The following is a 21160-nucleotide window of genomic DNA, read 5'->3' on the forward strand; positions in this document are numbered from 1 at the left end:
GACCTTTCAATGCTTGATCGTCGAATCGTCGTCGACGACTTCGATACGATCCAGCTCCTGACGGAAATTTTGCTTGAAGATCGCAATGTATTGGCGACGGAGACTGTCGCGTTCGGCCATTTCGCTTTCATTTAAGCCTTCCTTTTTATTTTTACGGGATAGCTCATTGATTCGCGTGATCAGACGATCCATATCCATCGTATACTCGCTCCCTTCTTTTTATCTTCTCTACTTTGCCATTTCGCCGGAGCGATTGTCAAGAAAAGCGACCCGGTCGGACGACAAAGAACGGGAAATTCAAAAAAGACCGGCACACGCCGATCTTGTCAATATTCACAATATAAAGGAAATCGAATCGAATGGCTTGCGACGCCGGGTTCAGGGCAATATGCTCTCCGGCAGGATCAACTGCTGACCGACGTCGACTTGCGAAGACGTCAGCGCGTTGCGCTTCTGGATCTCGTGAACCGCTTTGCGCGTATCCATGCCATCTTTCTTATTGGCGTTCGCGATTCCCCATAGCGAGTCTCCGCTGTCGATGGAAACGACGACCTCGTGAGCTTGGACGGGAACGGACTCTCCGGAAGAAGCAAATACGCGTACGAGCGTAAAGCCGCTGAACAGCAGCAAGAAGGCGATCAGGAAAAAGAAGCCTCTGGCAATTCGCCAATTGAACGAAGAAGCTTTGCGTCTTGACGAAGACGTATAAACATAAGTAGAAGATTTATGATGAGATGAAGTTGCAGGAGCAGTCGATACCCAAGTATGTACCATTTCATTGTCCCCCAAACATTTGTTCTCGTTTGATCTGAAGTAATCGTAACACGAACATACGTGCCTGTCAACAAAATTTGGAACGTTTGTTCTGAAGAACGAATGTTTGTGCGAACTCCGGTTCTGTGCTATAATTTGTCATCATGAGCTCATACATAGGAGGGCTAGGCGTGTCCAAGATGTCCAATCGCCAGAATTCCATACTCGAATTCATTAAGAACGAAGTTCGCGACAAAGGTTATCCCCCTTCCGTCCGGGAGATCGGGGAAGCGGTAGGCCTCGCGTCCAGCTCCACCGTCCATGGCCATCTCGACCGCCTGGAGAAGAAAGGCCTCATCCGCCGAGACCCTACGAAGCCTCGCGCGATCGAGATTCTCGGAGACGAGGACGATGCGATCTACAAGATCTCCGCGTCCATCCGTCCGATCCCGCTCGTCGGCAAAGTCACGGCAGGCGTCCCCATTACCGCCCAGGAGAACATCGAGGAATATTATCCTCTTCCCGTCAGCATGGTCGGCGATCAGCCCGTCTTCATGTTGTCGGTCGTCGGCGAGAGCATGATCGAAGCCGGCATCCACGACGGCGACTACGTGATCGTCAGGCAGCAGCCGACGGCCACGAACGGCGATATCGTAGTGGCGATGACGGATGAGAACGAAGCGACCGTCAAGACGTTCTACAAGGAGCGCGACCACATTCGCCTCCAACCGGAGAACGCCAGCATGGAGCCGATCCGGCTTCCGAACGTCAGCATTCTTGGCAAGGTTATCGGCTTAATCCGTTCCGTTATGTAAAACAACGAACCCCGCCCCTTTCGCTTCGGCGAAGGGGGCGGGGTTTGCGTTATGAGGCGCGGAATTAAACGAATAGAGAACATGCGTTCCGACAACAGCACCTCACATCGTGGCACCAATGATATATGAACATACGTACCATTAGCAGTAGCGCCCGCAGTCAATAATGTGATCTTCGACCATCCACGGTACGTTTGCGGTGGTTGAGCACAATTATTGTGCGCAAGGCGTGCAGTTGAGGCTCGTTTGCGGTGGTTGAACCCATCGACAGCAAAAAGCCCCTTGTTCGCATCAATGCGAACAAGGGGCTAATATCGAAAAACGTCAATACATCGTCAAGTACTGGTCGCGTTCCCATTGGTGAACCTGCGTGCGGTACATATCCCACTCGATTTCCTTCAGCTCGTAGAAGTGGCTGAGCGCATGATCGCCGAGCGCTTCGCAGATGACGTCGTCGCGGAGCAGTTCCGCGAGCGCTTCTTTGAGGTTGATCGGCAAGCTCGGGATGCCCGCATCCATCCGTTCTTCTTCGCTCATCACGTAGATGTTGCGGTCGACGGGAGCCGGAATCGACATTTTGTTCGCGATGCCGTCGAGGCCCGCTTTCAGCATAACCGCAAGCGCCAAGTACGGGTTCGCCGCAGGATCCGGATTACGCACTTCGATGCGCGTGCTCAATCCGCGGGAAGCCGGGATGCGGATCATCGGACTGCGGTTGCTCGCCGACCAAGCAACGTAACAAGGAGCTTCGTAGCCCGGCACGAGACGTTTGTACGAGTTGACGGTCGGGTTCGTGATCGCCGCGATGCCGCGCGCGTGGCGCAGGACGCCTGCCATGTATTGACGGGCGACGGCGCTCAGGCCGAGCTTATCGTTCGCGTCGTAGAACGCGTTCTCGTTGCCGCGGAACAGCGACTGATGCGCGTGCATCCCGGAACCGTTCATGCCGAACAACGGTTTAGGCATGAACGTCGCGTGCAAGCCGTGCTGGCGGGCGATCGTCTTGACGACGAGCTTGAACGTCTGAATCTGGTCGGCCGCCTTGATGGCCGGCGCGTATTTGAAGTCGATCTCGTGTTGACCCGGAGCGACTTCGTGGTGGGACGCTTCGACCTCGAAGCCCATCTCTTCGAGCATGAGTACGATATCGCGGCGGCAGTTCTCGCCGAGGTCCGTCGGAGCCAAGTCGAAATAACCGCCTTGATCGTTCAGTTCGGTCGTCGGATTGCCTTTGTCGTCCGTCTGGAACAGGAAGAATTCAGGCTCCGGTCCGACGTTCATCGTAGAGAAGCCCATGGCTTCCGCTTCCTGCAACGTGCGCTTCAGGATGCCGCGAGGATCTCCGGCGAACGGCGTGCCGTCCGGCATGTAGATGTCGCAGATGAGGCGGGCGACCTTGTTCTCGGTGACCCAAGGAAAAATCACCCACGTGCTCAAATCCGGGTACAAGTACATGTCGGATTCTTCGATGCGAACGTACCCTTCGATCGAAGAGCCGTCGAACATCATCTTGTTGTCGAGAGCTTTCTCCAGCTGGCTAACCGGAATTTCCAAGTTCTTGATCGAACCGAGCAAGTCCGTGAATTGAAGCCGGATGAACCGGACGTTCTGCTCTTTGGCGATCCGCAAAATGTCTTCGCGAGTATAGTTCATGACAGCCTCCTGCGTTCGTTAGTCGCTTTATTATTTGTTTTTGAAAAACCGGGAAAGCTCGCCCTGGATCAAGGATACCTGGCCCGGACGTTTGCCTTGCATCAATTGCTGTTTCAGCATCCTGTGAAGCTGGGAATCGCTCATCTCGCGCCGCTTGACCTCCGACACTTCATTGATGATCGTCCCTTCGCTTTCTCCTTCTCCGACCGGATTCATCACTTGTTTGATTCCCGCGATATTGACGCCCTTCTCGATCAACGACTTGATCTCCATCAGCCGTTCGACGTCGTTAAAGGAAAACAAACGTTGATTGCCGTCCGTACGGGCCGGCTGAATCAGCTCGTGCTGTTCGTAATACCGAATTTGGCGGGCGGTCAAGTCGGTCAGCTTCATCACGATGCCGATCGGAAACAACGCCATATTCCTGCGAATTTCGTCGCCCATCTTCTACCAACCTTCCAACTTAACATTGATGATCTTGAAATCACTTCCATTGTAACCTTGACACGCAAAACATGTCAAGGCGTGTAAGGTTTACGGCGACGAAACTTACAAAAATCCGCGCGCCCGAAAATCCGACAGCGCTTGCTTGACGGCAAACTTCACATGGGCGTAAGTTAGTCCTCCCTGCATGTAAGCGATGTACGGTTCCCGCACCGGCGCGTCGGCCGACAACTCCAGGCTGCCGCCTTGGATGAAGGTGCCCGCGGCCATGATGACCGGGTGATCGTACCCCGGCATGTCCCACGGTTCCGGCACGACGTGGGCGTCGACCGCCGCCGCCTTCTGCACGGCCTGAACGAAGCATACGAGCTGCTCCGCGCCGGGGAATCGCACCGCTTGGATCAGGTCCGTTCTCCGGTCTTCCGGAAGCGGATGCGTCTCGAAGCCGAACCGGTCGAACACCGCCGAGGCGAAAACGCTGCCCTTGACCGCTTGTCCGACCAAGAGAGGCGCAAGGAACAGCCCTTGGAAAATCGAACGCGTCGTGCCGAGCATCGCGCCGACTTCCCCGCCGATGCCGGGCGCCGTCATCCGGAACGAAGCGAGCTCGACGAGCCTTTGTTTGCCGGCGATGTAACCGCCGCTAGTCGCCAGTCCGCCTCCGGGATTCTTGATGAGCGAGCCGGCGATGAGGTCGACGCCGACTTCCGCCGGCTCGAGTTCTTCCGTGAATTCGCCATAGCAGTTGTCGGCGAATACGATGCCGTCCGGTTTGAGCGACTTCAGCCGCCCGGCCATGATGCCGATCTGCCCGATCGTGAACGACGGCCGCCAATCGTAGCCTCGGGAGCGCTGAATCGCGAACACTTTCGTCCGGTCGGTAATCGCGGCTTCTACCGCCGGCCAGTCGACGCTGCCGTCCGCGCGCAAAGGAACGATTTTGCAGACGACGCCCCAGTCCGATAGCGAACCCAAGCCGTCTCCCGTCTTGCCGATCACCTTGTTCAGCGTGTCGTAAGGCCTGCCCGTCACGAATAGCAGTTCGTCTCCGGGGCGGAGAACGCCGAACAGCGCCGCCGATATCGTATGCGTCCCGGACACGAGATGCGGCCGGACGATCGCAGCTTCCGCGCCGAAGACGTCGGCGTACACCCGGTCTAGCGTTTCCCTGCCGCTATCGTTATACCCGTAGCCCGTCGAGCCCGAGAAATGAAAGTCGCTGACCCGGTGTTTCTGGAACGCGCGGATGACTTTCGCCTGGTTGCGCTCGACGATCCGGTCGATATTGCGGAACGATTTCGCCGAACGTTCCTCTGCCGCATCCGCCCATTGTTCCCACTGCGTTTCGAATTCCGTATCTTTATGAATCATGATGATGTTGAAATCTCCTTTTCCCCATGCGAATGAATGACCGCCCCGTCACCGCTCCCCGGCATACCTGAACGGTTCGAGCGACCGACCGGATTTCTCCATGTCGGCGGGATTGAGCCGTACTTTAAGCACGAGCCAATCCTCGTCCGTATCCGTCGCCGTCACTTCCCCGACGCGATAGGCGAGCGCGGCGAGATCACCTCGATCAGCCGGAATGCGAAACGTCGCTTCGTCTCCGAGCAACAGGTCCTCGATCAGCGTTCTCAGCCGCTCCATATCGCGCGGATCGAAAGCTTTCACGCGGATCGTATCCGGTCCCCCGGTCAGCATAGAAAGCGCCGCGGCCGAGCTAAGATCGATTTTGTTGTAAACGAGCAGAGAAGGTTTCCCTCCCGCGCCAAGCTCTTGGAGCACTTCCTCGACGACTTTCATTTGACGTTCCCTCATCGGCGAGGACGCGTCCACGACGTGCAGCAGCAAATCCGCTTCCACGGCTTCTTCCAACGTCGCGCGGAACGCGGCGACGAGATCGTGCGGCAAGTTCTGGATGAAGCCGACCGTATCGGTCAGGATGATCTCTTTGCCGCTCGGCAACTCCAGATTGCGCGAAGTCGGATCCAGCGTGGCGAACAGCTTGTCTTCGGCGAGGACGTCCGCGTTCGTCAGTTGGCGAAGCAGCGTCGATTTGCCCGCGTTCGTATACCCGACGAGCGCGACCTGCACGGCACCCGCTTTCTTGCGACGCTCCCGGTGCAGCGTCCGATGGGCGGTGACCGCTTCGAGCTGACGCTTCAGCTCCGTGATGCGATCGCGGATATGTCGGCGGTCCGTTTCCAGCTTCGTCTCGCCGGGCCCCCTCGTGCCGATGCCGCCGCCGAGACGCGACAGGTTCTTGCCGTGGCCGGATAGCCGCGGAAGCAAATAAGACAGCTGCGCAAGCTCGACCTGGAGTATGCCTTCCCGAGTCTTGGCGCGGCCGGCGAAAATATCCAGGATAAGCTGCGTACGGTCGATGATTTTCAAATCCAATATTTCTTCGAGATTGCGCACTTGCGCGCCAGATAGCTCTTGATCGAAGATTGCCGTGGAAGCGCCATGTTCCTCCGCAAGGGCGCGGATTTCCTGCGCTTTGCCTTTCCCGACGAACGTCCGGGTATCCGGAACCTCCAAGTTCTGCATAAGCGATCCGATGACCGCGACGCCCGCCGTATCGGCGAGCGCGGCGAGCTCTTCCATCGAGTGGCGCGGATCGGCTCCGGATCTTTTGACCGCGTCGGTCACCAAACTGACGAGCACGGCTTTCTCTTGCTCGTCTGCTCCGGTCTCGTATGTTCTAGGTCTCAAACGCCAACCCTCTTTCGTCTGTCTTCTCTGCGTCATTGCCCGCTCTGGGCTAACGTGCGAACGTCCTCCGGCCGAAGCGCCATCAATTCCAGACGTCCGGGAGAGCCGTTCGGATGCTGCCCAAGCAACCTGACCGCCTGGTATCGGATCGCCCGTTCGAGCACGTTGCGAACGAATCTGGCATTGCTGAAATCGTAGATCGCGTCGACTTTCTCCTGGGCGATCAATTGACGGAGCTTGAACACCGTCTGAGGCAGCATCGTATATTCCCGATCCTTCGCCATGCCTTCCGCGATGTTGACGAGCTGGTCGACCGAATAATCGGGAAACTCCATCTGAATCGGAAAACGCGACGGAAGTCCGGGGTTCGTCAACAAGAAACTCTCGATCTCGGCCGTATACCCCGCCAAGATGAGCACGAATTGGTTTTTATGGTCTTCCATCGCTTTCACGAGCGTGTCGATCGCTTCCTTGCCGAAATCCTTCTCCCCGCCGCGGGCAAGACTGTAGGCTTCGTCGACGAACAACACGCCGCCGAGCGCCTTGCGTACGAGCTCCCTCGTCTTCTGCGCCGTATGGCCGATATATTCGCCGACGAGATCGGCGCGCTCGACTTCGACTAGATGTCCTTTCGCGAGCAGGCCCATGCTCTGGAACAGCTTCGCGAGCAGCCTCGCCACCGTCGTTTTGCCCGTCCCGGGATTGCCTTTGAAGATCATATGGTACACGTGCGCTTGTGCTTGAAGGCTTGCCTCGCTTCTGTACTGCATGATCTGCAGCAGCGCGTAGATCTCGTAGACGAGCGATTTCACGTTGTCCAGACCGATCATGCGGTCGAGTTCCTTTTGCCATTCCGCCCAAGGACCCGAAGCGGGAAGCGCCTTCGGATTGCCTGCGGCTTCGGCCGAGGAAGCGTACGAAGTTCCCGGAGAAGCCTCGCTTTCCGACGCGTTCCGCAGAACGATGTTGATTTGCCTTGACGGCCGCTTATGCGCGGCGGCCGCTTCCTTCGCTTCGGACGTACCCGCCTTCGCGTTCATGACGTTTCGCCCCCGTATGGCTGATGTCGACGAAATTGCCGCAATACCAATGTATTCCGGCAGTCCGACGGCTAGTCATACGAACGGTTTCTCGAGGAGCCATTTCGTGTAGGCGAGCACTTCCCTCGTCCTATGATACGATAGTTTCAACACCTTGGAGTCGGTCACGGCCACGCTAACGGCCTCGTAATCCAGCGATCTCGCGATATTCGCCGCTCGGGAACCGTGATAACTGTGGGTGACGATGACGGCCGTCTTCCAACCGCGTTCCTCCATCAGCTTCCGCGAATTCAGAAGATTCTCGTACGTGCTTCGCGCCAGCGGCTCCGTCACGATCGCCCGCTCGGGAACGCCCTTGGCGACGAGATACGCCTTCATGCCTTCCGCCTCCGTCACGGTCGCGCCGTTATCGTCTAGCCCGCCCGTCACGATCACGTGCGAGAACGCGCCGGCCCGGTACAGCTCGAGCGCCCGGTCGAGACGCTCCGCCAAGCCGGGACTCGGCCGGTCGTCCCATAACGTCGCGCCGAGGACGATGCCCGCGTCCGCCGGCCCGGCGTTCTTATTGTCCACGTTCCCGTCGTAATGGGTAATGACATAATAGAGACTACCGCACCACGCGCAAACCGCGACGAATCCGATCGCCGCGATCCATAGCAACGCCCGCAGCTTCCAACGCCTCTTCGTGCTTAACCTTTGGATCGGCATGCCGCCCATCAGCCGTTCCCTTTCTCCCAACCGAGCTTATCGAGCATCTGGCGCCGATGAGTCAAGCTCAAGTCGAAGTACGGGAATTTGTTCTGATTAATCAAGTCCATCAGCCTGGTCGCCGTTTTCTGCGCCATCGCCGAGTCGCGCGCCGTAATCTGGCCGTCGTCCAGCGCTTCTTCCAGCTCGTCCTCGTCGAGAAGAAGCTTTTCCCCGGTCGGTAGAACGACGATGTCGAGAAACAGATCGTCGAACCAAGGCACCTGCTGATCTGTCAAGCCTTGCACTTTGCAGATGTCGATGTACCATTGCACGACTTGGCCTTTGTCATCGAACATCGTCGTTACGACGAAATGTTCCCCGCGGGGAAAATGCTGCATCCAGAGATATCCGCGGTCCGCGAGGCACATTTTGCGCCCGTTGTATTCCTTCCACAGCGGATCGCGAAGCTCATGAATGCGATACAGTGTCACGAAGCCCCGGAAAGCGGGCTCATCCATCGGAATGCAGGCATAGCTCTTCTTGAGAATTCGTCGCCAATTGGCCCGATCGGAAAATTTACGTTTCATCCCGATTATCCTTTCCGTGCTTGCATCGATAATTGTCAACACGCGCCGCTCGCCATGAGCGGCTCAACATACTCAAAGCTTACCACATCTTACCGTACCGAACCAGTTTCGCGGTATCCTAACGCTTCCTAACTATGAAGAAGCTTCGTCATATGCAAAAAAAGCAGCCCCTGTAAGAGCTGCCGATAAATCGTTTCATTCGCTTCGCATTTCCATTGATTGATTCATGCATGAGCGTGTTATTCACCCGGCACGGCCCGCCAAAATCGTAATAGCGCGTCAAGGAACGCATCGGGCGTCTCCATGCTGGACATATGTCCGGCATCCTGCAGGCGCACTTCGCGGGCGGACGGCCGGATGCCCAGCAGCTCCGCGGACGAACGGCGGCTGCCTGCGGAATCTTCTTCGCCGATGATGACAAGCACGGGAATTCGGGCGTCGGCATCGCGGAGCAAGGGGACCGAAGAAGCTCCCGCAATCGGTAAAACCGTTTCGTAAACGGGCTGCCATGCCGACCAGTCCGCGACCATCCGCTGCAAATCGCCGCTAATCTCTTCCCTGTAAGGACCGCAATCCGCGAGGAGCGATTGCAACCACCGTCGCTTGAACGCAGGCACGTCGAGATCCCGCTTAAAGTTCGGATCGCTCTTTGCTTGCGCTCCCGTTTCCCCTTCGAAAATCGCCCCGCTCGCAACCGCGACGGACAACACCCGGTCAGAATGAAAAGCCAGCATGTCCAACGCGACGAACGAACCTAGCGACAGGCCGACCAGATGCGCTTTCGGGACGTCGAGTTCATCCATGATCCCGCGCAAATCTTCGGCATGAGAAAACGGTTCGCCGGACCTCGGAATGTCGGATTGTCCATATCCCCGCAGATCGTACCGGATAACCTCGTAAGACTCGGCAAGTTTCTCGAACTGCGGATTCCACATCCGCCGGTCGACGGAATGGGCGTGAAGCAAGATAACCGGTTCCCCGGACCCAAGAGATTCGAAGCCAAACTTCGCCCCGTTAGCGTGCAGGAAGCCCAAATCCGTTACATCCTCCCCTATATCACCAACCCGTTTGTGCGGATCGCTTCTCAGTCGATAATCTCCCGATAGCGGAAATAATCGAAGTCGGCGTGCTTGCGCGTTCCGGCCAAATCCTGCGCGCATAGGCCGATCAGCGTGCCGGTGAAGCCAAGCTTCCCTTCGTATTCGTCGGACAACTGGCCGAGGTCGAGCGAAGGACCGACTTTCTGCCATTCCGTTCCGTCCGGCGAGCAAAGGAACTGCACCCGGTCCATATCGATGATCGCCTTCAAATAAACGCGTCCCCAGCCCTCGGCGCCGACGACCGGCCCTTCCGGCTCGTCGTAAACCCCGCGGTGATTAAGCGCGACCCGAACATGCTTGCCGAGCTCTTCATCGTGGCTGACCCGCAAATAGAAATGGTCCGCTTCGTCGTAGTAGCACGCCAATCCGGCTGCCTGCAAGTAATGCTCGGGCTCGAATTCGACGCACGTTTCCGCTTCGGCCCGAAAATGCTGAAGCCTGCGCGCCGCCATGCTCTGCCGGTTCCAGGAGTTCAGAGATTCCTGACCTGCGAGGCGCAGCCATCCGGGGCGGGCGGATAGGCTAAGCCAATCGTCCGTTGCCGGAATCCGGAGCGTGTAGTATTGAATTCCCAGCGAATCCCGATCGAAATGGTCGGTTTCCGGTTCCTCCGGCCATGGATACGGCGGAAGCTCAGGCGCGGGCACTTCTACGGCCGGCAGCTTGCCTCCGCCGGAAAGCCGTAGCCAGCCGTCCGCCGTCCATTCCATCTTCTGGATCGCCGTCTCCCGGCCGAGCGGACAAAGCATCCGTCCGGGCAGCGGACGGGCGCAAAGGTGTGACATATACCACTCGCCGCTTTGCGTCTGTACGAGCGAACCGTGACCCGCTTTGAGCAGCGGATGCTCCGGATTGTTTATCGTCGTCAACAGCGGCGTTTCCGGATCGTATTCGTACGGCCCGTTAAGGGTCAGCGACCGGGCGAGCGTCGCCGCATGGTTGTATCCCGTCCCGCCTTCGGCCAGCAGCATGTAATAAAAGCCGTTGCGCTTGAACAGCTGGGGACCTTCCGAGCACGGGAGACCGCTCCCCCTCGTGATGACTTCGGCCTCGCCGATCAGCTTGCGTTCTTCGGGCGAGTACTCTTGCAGAACGATGCCGCCGAACCGGTTTTTCCCTTTGCGGTGATCCCATTGCATGTTAAGAAGCCATTTGCGCCCGTCATCGTCGTGAAACAGGAACGGATCGAAGCCGCTGCCGTTCAGATAAATCGGTTCGGACCACGGACCTTCGATAGTAGGTGCGGTAACCATGTAATTGTGCAAGTCTTTGTACACGCCCCGACGGGCCTTCACGTCCGTATAGATCAGATAGTACGTACCGTTATCATAGGATAGCGCCGGTGCCCAAATGCCGCCGGAGCTCGGATCGCCGCGAAGATCGAGCTGCGAAACGCGGGTCAGCGGATGCGTCAGCAGTCGCCAATGGACAAGATCGCGCGAATGATGGATCGCGACCCCGGGAAACCATTCGAACGTGGAGGTCGTGATGTAATAATCGTCTCCGACGCGGAGAATGGAAGGATCGGGATTAAAACCTTTTAACACCGGATTCGTAATCAAATCAAGCACCTTCTTCGAATGTGATGGACATTGAGTTCCTACTTCTTTAACGGGACAACGTACCCGCCAGCCAGTCGTAAGCCTTACGACCGCTAATTTCGTGAACGCCTTCGAACGTGTCGGAAGCGAATCGATCCGCGGCCCCCTCTTCCTCATATTGCCGCCGAAACGAATGAATCGCCGCTTGAGCCGACTGCGACGGGAAGATCGGGTCGTCCGTCGCCGATTCGACGAACAGGGCGCGCGGCGCGATCAGGCCGATCCACTCCGGAAGCTCGGCATGCGCGAGCAGGCCGGGCGTGTAATTATCCACGCAATGATACACTTCCATGATCGTTCCTTTGAACGTACCCGGGAACCCGGTAAGTACCGTCGCCCGGATCCGCTCGTCGAGCGACGCGCACGCCCAAGAGAGCAGCGCGCCGCCGGAGAAGCCCATCGCCCCGATCCGAGTCGGATCGATCTCTTCCCTGCCGGCCAAGTAATCGAGCGCCCCTAGTAGCTCTGCCGTCCTTAACCCCGTCAACGTTTTGCCGTATAGCAGCAAGTGAGTCGCCATCGTATAACACGAGCTGTTGCGGCGCGGATCCTTGCCTTGATCCGTGTGCAGCATGCGCTCCCCGAAACCGATGACGTCCGGCGCGATGACGACAAGTCCCCTTTTGACAAGCTGAACCGCAAAATGCTGATGGATGCCGGGAGGCTCCGTATCCGGCGTTCCGTCCGGCTGCAAACCGACGATTTCCCGGCTGCCGTACCCGTGGCCATGAATGGCCAGAACGGCCGGGCATCGAGCCGAGCGCGTTTTCGGAACGAGAACGTAAGCTGCGAAAGATAAACCGGGCACAACCGAAAGCCGTACCCGTTCCCGAACGTAATCTCCGCAATCCACCCTTTCAAGCAACTCCGGCTCGTTGACCGAATCCGCTTTCGCGAACGTCCCGATGGCCGTCCGAAGCGTTTCGCGAAGCTGCCGCCGGCGCTCCTCCTTGCTGTGACCGCCCGCCGTTTCCCGGTGCCGGGCGATCGTCTCCTCGTATATTTGTTCGAAAAAACCGTCCGGAGTCCACATCGAATTACCCTCCTATTCGTCTAAGTATGAACTAACATGGAATAAGCGTACAGGAAGATTTTTAAGAAGAATTTGTCGTTTTTTTAGATTCCTGCAGTTGCCGCGATTCCCCGCGAATACAGACCGACGCGAAGCGACCCCTTGTCGTCAAGGTCTCTTCGCGTCGGCTGCCGGCCATCTGCCGCGGGGCGTCCCGCTACGTTAGGTTATCGGCGTTCGGCTTATTTTTTTGCCGCCAGGAAAGCGTCGATTTGCTTCTGCATTTCTTCTTGAATTTTCTTCGCGACGCCGGATGCTTCTTTTTTGTATTTCTCGAACGTCGATTCCGGATCGACGACGCCGTTGCCTATTGCGTTCATATATTTATCGCGGATCGTATTGAATTGCGCGATTTCGTTGGCAACCGGAGCCGAGTCGAACGTGAACCCGGTCAGGATGTCCGGCGTGAAGTTATCGGCGACGCCGGTGAATTTGTTCAGGGCGATCGTCTCGTCGCCGAGAGCTTCGTCGAATCGGTCGTTTTGCGGATTCCAAATCCACGCGAACGGGAACCAAGCGTAACCGTCGTTCAGCTTTTTGTATTTGTCGTCGCCGACCGGCTCCCAGTTTTGTCCTTTGATGCCGTATGCAAGAAGGTCGTAATTGTCTTTTTGGCTCGCCCAATCGAGGAATTGGATCGCGCGCTCTTTGTTTTTGCTGACGCTCGTCAGAGCCAGGAAGTTCCATACCTTGAAGTCGGTGACGTTCGCGCCTTTTTCCGTGCTGAAGAACGTGACCGCTTCGACTTCCCCGCCGGCGCTTTGCTTGACGGCCGATTGGATATCGGACAGAACCCCGAAATCGTTCGTGTCCATGATGGCGATTTTGCCTGCTTTGTATAATTCGCGGTAATCCTTAACGGACAATACGTCCTGATACATCAATTTGTCCGTATACAGCTTGCGAGCGTCCGTAATCCAGCTCCAGAACGTCGGGTCTTTCTCGTCGAACATGTTGTACACTTTGCCGTCGTTGTTTTTGTGATAAAGAACTCCGTCCGTGCCGAGCTGGGTGTCTTTGATCGTCGACGCGTAATCGAACACTTTACGGAACTGCGCCCAAGACATCCCTGCGTCCTTGGCGATAAGCGGCGTGACGTCCGGTTTCTTTTCTTTAACCAGATAAGCGAATTTAATCAGGTCTTCGTACGATTTGATCTCCGGGAAGCCAAGTTCCTCGCGGATGTCTTTGCGAACGTAATAAACGCGTCCCTGGTAGAAGGAATTGCCCAGCGGAACCGCCATGATTTTACCGTTAAACTTGTTGGCGTTCATCATCTGTTCGGAGCGGGTGCTGATAATGTTCGGGCCGTATTGCTTGAGCAAGTCGTCAAGCGGTTCGTAATAGCCGGAAGCGATCATTTGGGACATGTGCAGCCATGGCGCGTCGAAGATGAGATCGACATCTTCCCCCGACGACAACGTCACTTGCGTTTTTTGCGCCACATCGGCCCATGGAATAAAGACGACGTCGAGCTTCACGTTATGCGTATCGGCCATCCGTTTCTCGGCTTCCGCGACGACGGCGTCGAAGTCTTTCGGACGGTCTCCAGGAATCATGATTTTCAGAGTTACAGGGTCAAGCTTCTCCGAAGACGCGCTCGGCGATGCGGACGGGCTCGAGGAACCGGATGCGGAAGGCGAGCTGCTTGTTGCGTTGTTCCCGTTGTCGTTATTGCCGCACGCGGCCAGTATGACCGTAAGCAGGCATAGCGAGAGCAGGATGGAAAGCGTCTTTTTCATTTTTGTACTTCCTCCCTTTTTTGTACTTCCTATTTTATCTTCCCGACGGGTTGCCGGGAAACTTGTTAACCTTTTACGGCTCCGATCGTCAAGCCTTGCACGAAATAGCGCTGGACGAAAGGATATACGAGCACGATCGGACCGATCGTCAAGCAAACCGTCGCTAGCTGCACGACATTTGCCGGTACGGATACATTGTAGGAACCGCTGGCTCCGGCAACATAGGAAGATACGTTAATATTCGATATCAGCTGCCGGATCATGATTTGCAGCGGATGCAGCTGATGATCGTCGATGAACAGCAGAGACAGCCACCAGTCGTTCCAGTAATGGAGCGCATAGAACAAGCTGATCGTGGCCATTACCGGAGTCGAAATCGGAAGGATGATCGTCCAGAAAATCCGGAATTCCCTCGCGCCGTCCACGGTTGCCGATTCGTTCAGCTCGAACGGCAGCTGCCGGAAGAACGACACGAAGATAAACGCGTAGAACGGATTCAGCACATAGGGCAAAATTAACGCCCATATCGAGTCCTTCAGTTCGAGCCAATTGACCATCAGAATATAGAATCCGACCAGTCCGCTGCCGAAAATCATCGTAAAGTAGGTGAAGAAGGCCATGATATTACGGTACTTGACCTTTCGGTTGGCGAGCACGTACGCGAAGCTGGCCGTAATCAGAACGGCAATCAAGGTTCCCAGCCCGGTAACCATTACGGTGACCATGTAACTGTTCGCGATTTGATCCCCTTGGAGCAGAAACCGGTAGGCTTCAAGGCTGAACTCGCTCGGCCAAAGCTGATATCCGTGTTTGACGAAGCTGCTCTCCGTAGCGAAGGAATCAATCAATATGAGCCAGAACGGAAGCAGGCAAGCCAAGGTAAATACCGAGACGACCGCGTAGACGAACAGATTAAATCCTTTTTCCTTCATTTTCCGCCGCCCCCCTGTCAGAACAGTTTGCTTTCATTATCGATTTTGCGCACGAAGCCGTTAAACAAGACAATGCAGACGAGTCCCATGACCGATTGGTAGAACACGACGGCGGCCGCCATGCTGAAATTGCCCATTTGGCGAAGCGCCCGGAAAGAATACGTGTCGATGACGTCGGTCGTCGAGAATAAAACGCCGTTATCGCCGACGATACCGTAAATCATTCCGAAGTCTCCGTAAAAAATGCGACCGATTCCAAGAAGCGTGAGCATGATAATGACCGGGCGAATGAGCGGAATCGTGATACGCGTGATTTGTTGGAACCGGGTTGCCCCATCGATTTCGGCAGCTTCGTAATACTCTTTGGAGATCCCCGTCATGGCCGCCAAGAAAATGACCGAATAATACCCCGCGAATTTCCAAACGTAAATGAAGGTCAGTATTATGGGCCATACCCAAGGCGTCTGATACCAACCGACCGGCTCCTTGCCGAGGCTCGTCAGCCATTTATTCAGCATGCCGTCCTCCACGTTGAGAAACGCGAAAGCCATCAAGCTAACGACAAGCCAAGAGATGAAATAAGGAAGAAAAATGAGCGATTGCGCCAGCTTCTTGAAAAACGCTTTGCGAATCTCGTTTAGAAGAATCGCGATGAAAGCGGAGAAGGCCAGCCCGACGACGAGAAAAAGCCCGTTCAAGTACAATGTGTTAAGCGTTACCTTGAACCAATCTTGACCCCCGAAAAAAAATTCGAAATTTTTCCACCCGATCCATTTGCTGCCCCATATTCCGTCCGACAAACGATATTGTTTGAAGGCGAGCAGATGCCCCTGCATGGGCAAATAGGCGAAAATAATCAGAAATGACAATCCGGGTACGGCCAAAAGGTAAAGATCGATGTTTTTGCGGATTTCCCGAAAGAATCCCATGATGCAAGTCCTCCTTACTACGAATCGGTTCAGACGTTCATCCGTTCGGCCGTTAAGCGTTTGCGTTTCCGTCTTGAATTCATCGTAGCTTCAGCGCCGTCGGGGGGTAAAGTCAACATTCCGCCGATTCCGGTACTGATACGGGCTTTTTCCGGGAATCATCCTCAAAAAGCCGCAAACAGGACATTAAGCCGTTTTCAGCACTTTCTGAGAGAGGCATGATTGATTACAATATTTTTATAGACAATGAAAGACTTCTGGGGGCATAAGCGGATGAAAACGTTCTATCACTCGAAACTTACTCGACATCTGCTGCTTGTCGTCTTTACGGCCGTTGCCGTCGTATTTCTCTTCTCGCTTCTCCTCTCGAGGGAATACGCCAAGGAAGCGATGAACGACGTCAACACGATAGCCAACTCCAAAATGACCCACATTTATCAAAATACCCAATTTACTCTTGATCATTTGCGCAGCTTTGGCGTGAGCATGTATCAGGACGAAAACATCAATACTTGGATGGTCGCGGACGACAACGACGCGCTGGACGATTATGCCGCCTACTCGACGATGCGCAGATACCAGTCTCTCCAACAACCGTTTATTTCGAATATTTATTTGATCAACACCAAAGCTCGCCGAGCGCTAGACGCGAACTATGGCTCGGTCAACCTGAACGAGTTCAAGGACCAGGACATGTTGCGATCGCTTGGCCAATCGTCTCCCAACTATGCCTCTTTCGGCTCGCACAAGCACGACGGGATCACTTACGTTTCATGGATCTTTCCGGATTGGAGAACCAAGGGGAGTTTTTTGGTCGTTCTATTCGATAATCGGGAGCTTGAGAAATTTCTATTTCAAAAAGACAACGCGGCAGGGTTTTCCATTCAAGTCGTAGACCCAAATAACAAGCTGATGCTCGGAAGCCGCGAAGGTTTCGAAGGACTGGAGCAAGCGAAGGAGTGGAACGAAGCCGCCGGTTTCCGGCAAGCCGACTTCGTAACGGGAGGAGCGGCGCGACGCATCACCGCGGCCGATCTGGATATGTACCGCTGGACCCTCTATTTCGCGACGGACCCCAATGAATTGACGCAAAATATCGGGGCATTCCAACGAAAAATTACGTTGGCGGGCATTTTGTTGGTAGCCGTACTGCTCGGCATTATCGTATGGGGATCGATTCGGACGTTAAGCCCGTTCCGCAGGCTCGCGCGCGAATTTCAGGTCAAGCTGGGTCCGCAATCGGGTTCCGCCCTTAAAGAAGAGGATGATATTATCCGAAGCGGCCTTCATTATTTGCTTGACTCCGTCCAACAGATGAACACGTCTTTACGCAATTACAAGGAACTAGCCAAGGAAGAGTATTTGCGTCAATGGATTCTTCAGGGCTCGGATGCGAATATTCGCGCCCCGTTATCGGAGATTAGCGAGCTTCCGGCGATGGACCAAATCCGAATGGCCGTCATTCGGATCGAATCGTACAAAAGCTTCGCGGAACAATACAACTACCGTTCGAGGAAACTGATCAAGTACGCCATGGGCAATATCGCTTCCGAAGTAGCGAAGAACCAAGGGTTCAAATCGGAAGCGGTCGACATGGACGGCGACCGGTTGGTCATGCTATTCGCCCCGAACCACGCAGAAGATGACGATACGTCCTCGGAGGTTATGTTAATGGCCGCACAGGAGCAGCTATCGAAATGGCTTCATGCCCCTACGGCGGTCGCCGTAAGCGGACGGATTGCGGCTTCCGGTAATTTGAGAAAAACGTACGACGAAACGTACGATCTCACTTTGCTCAAATTTTTGACGGGCGAGGCGAAGGTGTTCCGGGAGTCGGATTTGGAGGAGTCGTTTCAATCCCAAAGAACGCAACCGGACGATAACCTGCTTAACGAGTTGATCCGCGCCGTCAAACAATCCGATCACGATCGGATGAAGGTTCAACTGTCGCTGTTGATGGACGGGTTAAAGGCGCTGCCGTTGGAGGATTTGCATTTCCAGCTTAAAATGATCGTGTACACCCTTTTCAAATCGTTCAGTAAAGTGATGAATCTGCAAGAAACAGCCGGCACCGATACGCTGCTGGGCCGCTTTTCCTCGTTAACGGAAGTGTCGGCGTGGCTGGAAGAGAAGCTGTCCAGCGTCATGAACGATCAGAAAGCGAAGCCGCCGGCCAGCCGGAAGGACGAAATCGCGCAGGAAATCATCGATTTCATCCAGAACCACCTGCAGGATTCGATGCTCAGCCTCGATTCGATCAGCGACCATCTCGGCTTGTCGTCCAGCTATATCCGCCACGTGTTCAAGGAAGTGTACGAGATTACGCTCGCCGACTACATTTTGCAGGAACGGATCGGCAAAGTGAAAAAGCTGCTCGTCTCGACCGACCATACGATCGCCGAAATCGCGGAAATGGCCGGCTTTCAGACGAAAAGCCACTTCTATAATGCCTTCAAGAAGTCGGAAGGCGTTACTCCGGTGCAGTATCGGAATTCAGAGAAGTAATCGGAACGAAAAGAAGACCGCACCGTCCTGCCGAATCGGCGGCAAGAACGGGCGGTCTTCTTTTGTTAAACGGCAGTCGATCCGCCGCTTACTGCATGGAAAGCGACTTGAATTCTCTCGCGCGCTGCTCGATGGCAATCTCGGTCGGTAGCCGCTCCAAGCTCGATGCGCCGAAGAATCCCGCAACGCCGTTCGTACGTTCCAGCACATAACGCGTGTCCTCGGGTTCGGAGATTGGTCCGCCATGACACAACACGATAATGTCCGGATTGACCGCCTTGCCCGCATCGTGTATCCGTTGAACCCGCCGCACGGCTTCATCCAACGTAATCGCCGTGCTTGCGCCGATCGTCCCTTTCGTCGTCAACCCGACATGCGCAACCAACACGTCCGCCCCGGCCTGTGCCATCTTCACCGCGTCTTCTTCGTTAAATACGTACGGAGAAGTGAACAAGTCCAATTCATACGCTTTGCGTATCATCTCCACTTCCAGGTCGTAGCCCATTCCGGTTTCTTCGAGATTTTGGCGGAAAACCCCGTCGCACAAGCCTACCGTCGGAAAGTTCTGCACGCCGGAGAAACCCATTCTTTGCAAGTCGGCCAAATACACATCCATCAACCGAAAAGGATCGGTGCCGCATACGCCCGCCAGAACCGGCGTATCCTTGACGATCGGCAGCACTTCCCCGCTCATCTCGACGACGATCCGGTTGGCGTCTCCATAAGGCATTAAACCCGCCAAGGAGCCGCGTCCCGCCATGCGATAACGCCCCGAATTATAAATGATGATCAGATCGACGCCGCCCGCTTCCGCGCTCTTGGCGGACAATCCGGTCCCCGCGCCCGCGCCGACGATGATGTCGCCCCGATCGATCTGCCGCCGTAAACGTCTTAATATTTCCTGTCTTGAGATTGCCATATACGAACCGCTCCCTTCGAGTTGCCGTCCCGTCCATTTACTGCCGGAATATTCGGACGAAGTGCTCCGCAATCAAGTCCGCGACAGACGGGTCGTTAATATCCTTATCCGTCGTTACCAATTGAATATTCTCATTCAACCCTGAGCGTATGGCCTCGAACAACGCATGACGCTCTTCCGGACCGTCGAACGCTTTGCCCGCCATATCCAGCAGCGAAACTCCTCCGCGGGGGAAAACGACGACGGTCGGCGATCGGCTTTGATTTAGCTTCGCCGCCAATAACATCCCGAGTTGCCTGTTCTCCTCCTTCGTCGTCCTCATCAGCGTCGTATTCGGGTTATGCTGATAAAATCGACGGTCAGCGAATCGGTGCGGCACGGTATCCGGGGGTCCGAAATTGACCATATCCATCGCCCCCACGGAGACGACCTGCGGAATGCCGGCCAGCCCGGCCGCTTCCAGCCGGTTCGCTCCCGCGCTGAATATGCCTCCTACCCATTCGTCGGCCAGTTCCGTCGTCGTGACGTCCACGACTCCCTTGACGTAGCCGTCTCCGATGAGCTGCTCCATCGCCATGCCGCCCGCGCCGGTTGCATGGAAGACTAGCACTTCGAAACCTTCACGCTCCAACCGGTCCCTGATTCTCGTGACGCATGGGGTCGTCACGCCGAACATCGTCATCCCGACCATCGGCTTCTCGCCGGCAACCGATTCCGATTCGAATTCGTATTGGCTGATCATGCCGGCGAGCGCATTGGCCCCGTTATGCAAAATGCGGGTAGACAACGGATTCAATCCGGCGATGTCCACGACGGAATACATCATTGTGACATCCTTAACGCCGACATAGGGTCTCGTATCCCCTGAAGCGACGGTCGAGATCAATAGCTTCGGAATCCCGATGGGAAGCGCCTTCGCGGCTGCCGCACCCAATGTCGTGCCGGCCGTTCCTCCCATCCCGAACAATCCGCCGATTTGCCCGTCTGCCAGAACGCCTTTTACGACCTGTTCGATTCCTTTCGCCATGACCGCGATCGCCTCGCCTCGATCATTCGCGGTCTGAAGCTGAGCCAGACTCGAACCCCCGGCTCTCGCGACCTCGTCGCTTGAGATGTCCGGCTGAAACTCGGGTGTCCCCAGCACGCCTACGTCTATCGCGATCGTTTCGATTCCGCAACGATGCAATTGATTTCTGACGTAACCGAACTCTTTTCCCTTCGTATCCAGAGCTCCTACGAGAATCGCTTTCCCCATCTTCGGTTTCCCCCATTCGGAATCGGATATGGCCAATCCCCCGCTTGCATCATTCGCCGATCGTTTGCCTGTCGGGAGCGGAATACATGATCAGCATCCTGCACGGTTCCCAGCTTGTCGTCGTGGCGTTGTGGGGAACTCCTCTCGGAATTCTCAGCATCATTCCGGGTTCCAGATGATAGGATTCATCTCCGAGCGTGTGATCGCATTCTCCGGACAACACGAAAATATATTCTTCGCAGTTGGGGTGATAATGTCTGGGGTTGGACGTATCGGCATGAATATAGACCATTCCGAACGTCATCTCGCAATCGGGGTCGATTTCCTTGCCGCATAACCATTGAATTTTGCCCCAATCGAGGTGGAGCATATGTTCTTCTTTCCGCAAATCCGCTATCGTAGCCATGT

The 21160-nt window shown here is 55.6% G+C and carries 20 protein-coding genes; 2 read left to right on the top strand and 18 right to left on the bottom strand.

The genetic code is table 11. The annotated features are described in order from the left end of the window. Nucleotides 1-6: 6 nt before the first annotated feature. Together ACFPPD_RS02810 and ACFPPD_RS02815 are read right to left on the bottom strand one after the other, a co-directional pair. The gene (locus ACFPPD_RS02810; RefSeq protein WP_209742908.1) at nucleotides 7-198 is read right to left on the bottom strand and encodes a DUF896 domain-containing protein; all 192 of its coding nucleotides are present in this window, start codon (nucleotides 196-198) and stop codon (nucleotides 7-9) included. Between the two features lie 180 nt (nucleotides 199-378). Then, nucleotides 379-774 (bottom strand): LysM peptidoglycan-binding domain-containing protein, encoded by a 396-nt coding sequence (locus ACFPPD_RS02815; RefSeq protein WP_209742910.1) that lies wholly within the window; start codon nucleotides 772-774, stop codon nucleotides 379-381. A gap of 170 nt (nucleotides 775-944) precedes the next feature. Here ACFPPD_RS02815 and lexA point away from each other — a divergent pair, with 170 nt between their 5' ends. Then, the gene (gene lexA / locus ACFPPD_RS02820; protein WP_209742911.1) at nucleotides 945-1568 is read left to right on the top strand and encodes a transcriptional repressor LexA; all 624 of its coding nucleotides are present in this window, start codon (nucleotides 945-947) and stop codon (nucleotides 1566-1568) included. 324 nt (nucleotides 1569-1892) lie between these two features. Here the strand turns inward: lexA and glnA are convergent, their stop codons facing one another. The 13 genes from glnA to ACFPPD_RS02885 all read right to left on the bottom strand — a co-directional run bounded on the left by glnA (nucleotide 1893) and on the right by ACFPPD_RS02885 (nucleotide 16073). Further along, nucleotides 1893-3221 (bottom strand): type I glutamate--ammonia ligase, encoded by a 1329-nt coding sequence (glnA, locus tag ACFPPD_RS02825; protein WP_209742913.1) that lies wholly within the window; start codon nucleotides 3219-3221, stop codon nucleotides 1893-1895. 30 nt (nucleotides 3222-3251) lie between these two features. Continuing rightward, entirely contained in the window at nucleotides 3252-3665 is a 414-nt protein-coding gene (locus ACFPPD_RS02830) for a MerR family transcriptional regulator (protein ID WP_209742915.1), read from the bottom strand. A gap of 105 nt (nucleotides 3666-3770) precedes the next feature. Next, nucleotides 3771-5036 (bottom strand): methionine gamma-lyase family protein, encoded by a 1266-nt coding sequence (locus ACFPPD_RS02835; protein ID WP_209742917.1) that lies wholly within the window; start codon nucleotides 5034-5036, stop codon nucleotides 3771-3773. Between the two features lie 48 nt (nucleotides 5037-5084). Continuing rightward, nucleotides 5085-6380 carry a GTPase HflX gene (gene hflX, locus ACFPPD_RS02840; RefSeq protein WP_209742919.1) on the bottom strand — a complete coding sequence of 432 codons (1296 nt, stop codon included), beginning with the start codon at nucleotides 6378-6380 and terminating at the stop codon, nucleotides 5085-5087. 32 nt (nucleotides 6381-6412) lie between these two features. After that, complete coding sequence (locus ACFPPD_RS02845; RefSeq protein WP_209742921.1) at nucleotides 6413-7420, bottom strand: AAA family ATPase; 1008 nt, start codon at nucleotides 7418-7420, stop codon at nucleotides 6413-6415. 75 nt (nucleotides 7421-7495) lie between these two features. Next, nucleotides 7496-8137: a YdcF family protein gene (locus ACFPPD_RS02850; RefSeq protein WP_209742923.1), complete on the bottom strand. Its 642-nt coding sequence runs from the start codon at nucleotides 8135-8137 to the stop codon at nucleotides 7496-7498. Next, on the bottom strand, nucleotides 8137-8697 hold the full coding sequence (locus ACFPPD_RS02855) for a ribonuclease FAU-1 family protein (RefSeq protein ID WP_209742925.1): 561 nt from the start codon (nucleotides 8695-8697) through the stop codon (nucleotides 8137-8139). The genes ACFPPD_RS02850 and ACFPPD_RS02855 overlap by 1 nt, the downstream gene beginning before the upstream one ends. A gap of 239 nt (nucleotides 8698-8936) precedes the next feature. Next, nucleotides 8937-9731, bottom strand: a complete 795-nt coding sequence (locus ACFPPD_RS02860) for an alpha/beta fold hydrolase (protein WP_209742927.1) — start codon at nucleotides 9729-9731, stop codon at nucleotides 8937-8939. A gap of 50 nt (nucleotides 9732-9781) precedes the next feature. Next, nucleotides 9782-11368 (bottom strand): glycoside hydrolase family 43 protein, encoded by a 1587-nt coding sequence (locus tag ACFPPD_RS02865; protein ID WP_378081205.1) that lies wholly within the window; start codon nucleotides 11366-11368, stop codon nucleotides 9782-9784. A gap of 37 nt (nucleotides 11369-11405) precedes the next feature. Beyond that, entirely contained in the window at nucleotides 11406-12431 is a 1026-nt protein-coding gene (locus ACFPPD_RS02870; RefSeq protein ID WP_209742931.1) for a dienelactone hydrolase family protein, read from the bottom strand. Between the two features lie 221 nt (nucleotides 12432-12652). Next, entirely contained in the window at nucleotides 12653-14212 is a 1560-nt protein-coding gene (locus tag ACFPPD_RS02875) for an extracellular solute-binding protein (RefSeq protein WP_209742933.1), read from the bottom strand. A gap of 65 nt (nucleotides 14213-14277) precedes the next feature. Beyond that, entirely contained in the window at nucleotides 14278-15144 is an 867-nt protein-coding gene (locus ACFPPD_RS02880) for a carbohydrate ABC transporter permease (protein ID WP_209742934.1), read from the bottom strand. A 17-nt stretch (nucleotides 15145-15161) separates the two neighbouring features. Beyond that, nucleotides 15162-16073, bottom strand: a complete 912-nt coding sequence (locus ACFPPD_RS02885) for an ABC transporter permease (protein ID WP_209742936.1) — start codon at nucleotides 16071-16073, stop codon at nucleotides 15162-15164. Nucleotides 16074-16346: 273 nt separating this feature from the next. On the opposite strand from ACFPPD_RS02885, the gene ACFPPD_RS02890 reads away from it, so the two are divergent. Then, nucleotides 16347-18578, top strand: coding sequence for a helix-turn-helix transcriptional regulator (locus ACFPPD_RS02890; protein ID WP_209742938.1), 2232 nt, complete (start codon nucleotides 16347-16349; stop codon nucleotides 18576-18578). A gap of 88 nt (nucleotides 18579-18666) precedes the next feature. Here the strand turns inward: ACFPPD_RS02890 and ACFPPD_RS02895 are convergent, their stop codons facing one another. The 3 genes from ACFPPD_RS02895 to ACFPPD_RS02905 are packed head-to-tail and all read right to left on the bottom strand — an operon-like array spanning nucleotide 18667 to nucleotide 21158. Continuing rightward, nucleotides 18667-19497 (bottom strand): phosphoenolpyruvate hydrolase family protein, encoded by an 831-nt coding sequence (locus tag ACFPPD_RS02895; RefSeq protein WP_209742940.1) that lies wholly within the window; start codon nucleotides 19495-19497, stop codon nucleotides 18667-18669. Nucleotides 19498-19534: 37 nt separating this feature from the next. Next, nucleotides 19535-20752 (bottom strand): Tm-1-like ATP-binding domain-containing protein, encoded by a 1218-nt coding sequence (locus tag ACFPPD_RS02900; RefSeq protein WP_209742942.1) that lies wholly within the window; start codon nucleotides 20750-20752, stop codon nucleotides 19535-19537. A 49-nt stretch (nucleotides 20753-20801) separates the two neighbouring features. Next, entirely contained in the window at nucleotides 20802-21158 is a 357-nt protein-coding gene (locus tag ACFPPD_RS02905) for a cupin domain-containing protein (RefSeq protein ID WP_209742943.1), read from the bottom strand. Nucleotides 21159-21160: the final 2 nt, after the last annotated feature.

The organism is Cohnella suwonensis, from assembly GCF_042655365.1.
Taxonomy (GTDB): Bacteria; Bacillota; Bacilli; order Paenibacillales; family Paenibacillaceae; genus Cohnella; species Cohnella suwonensis.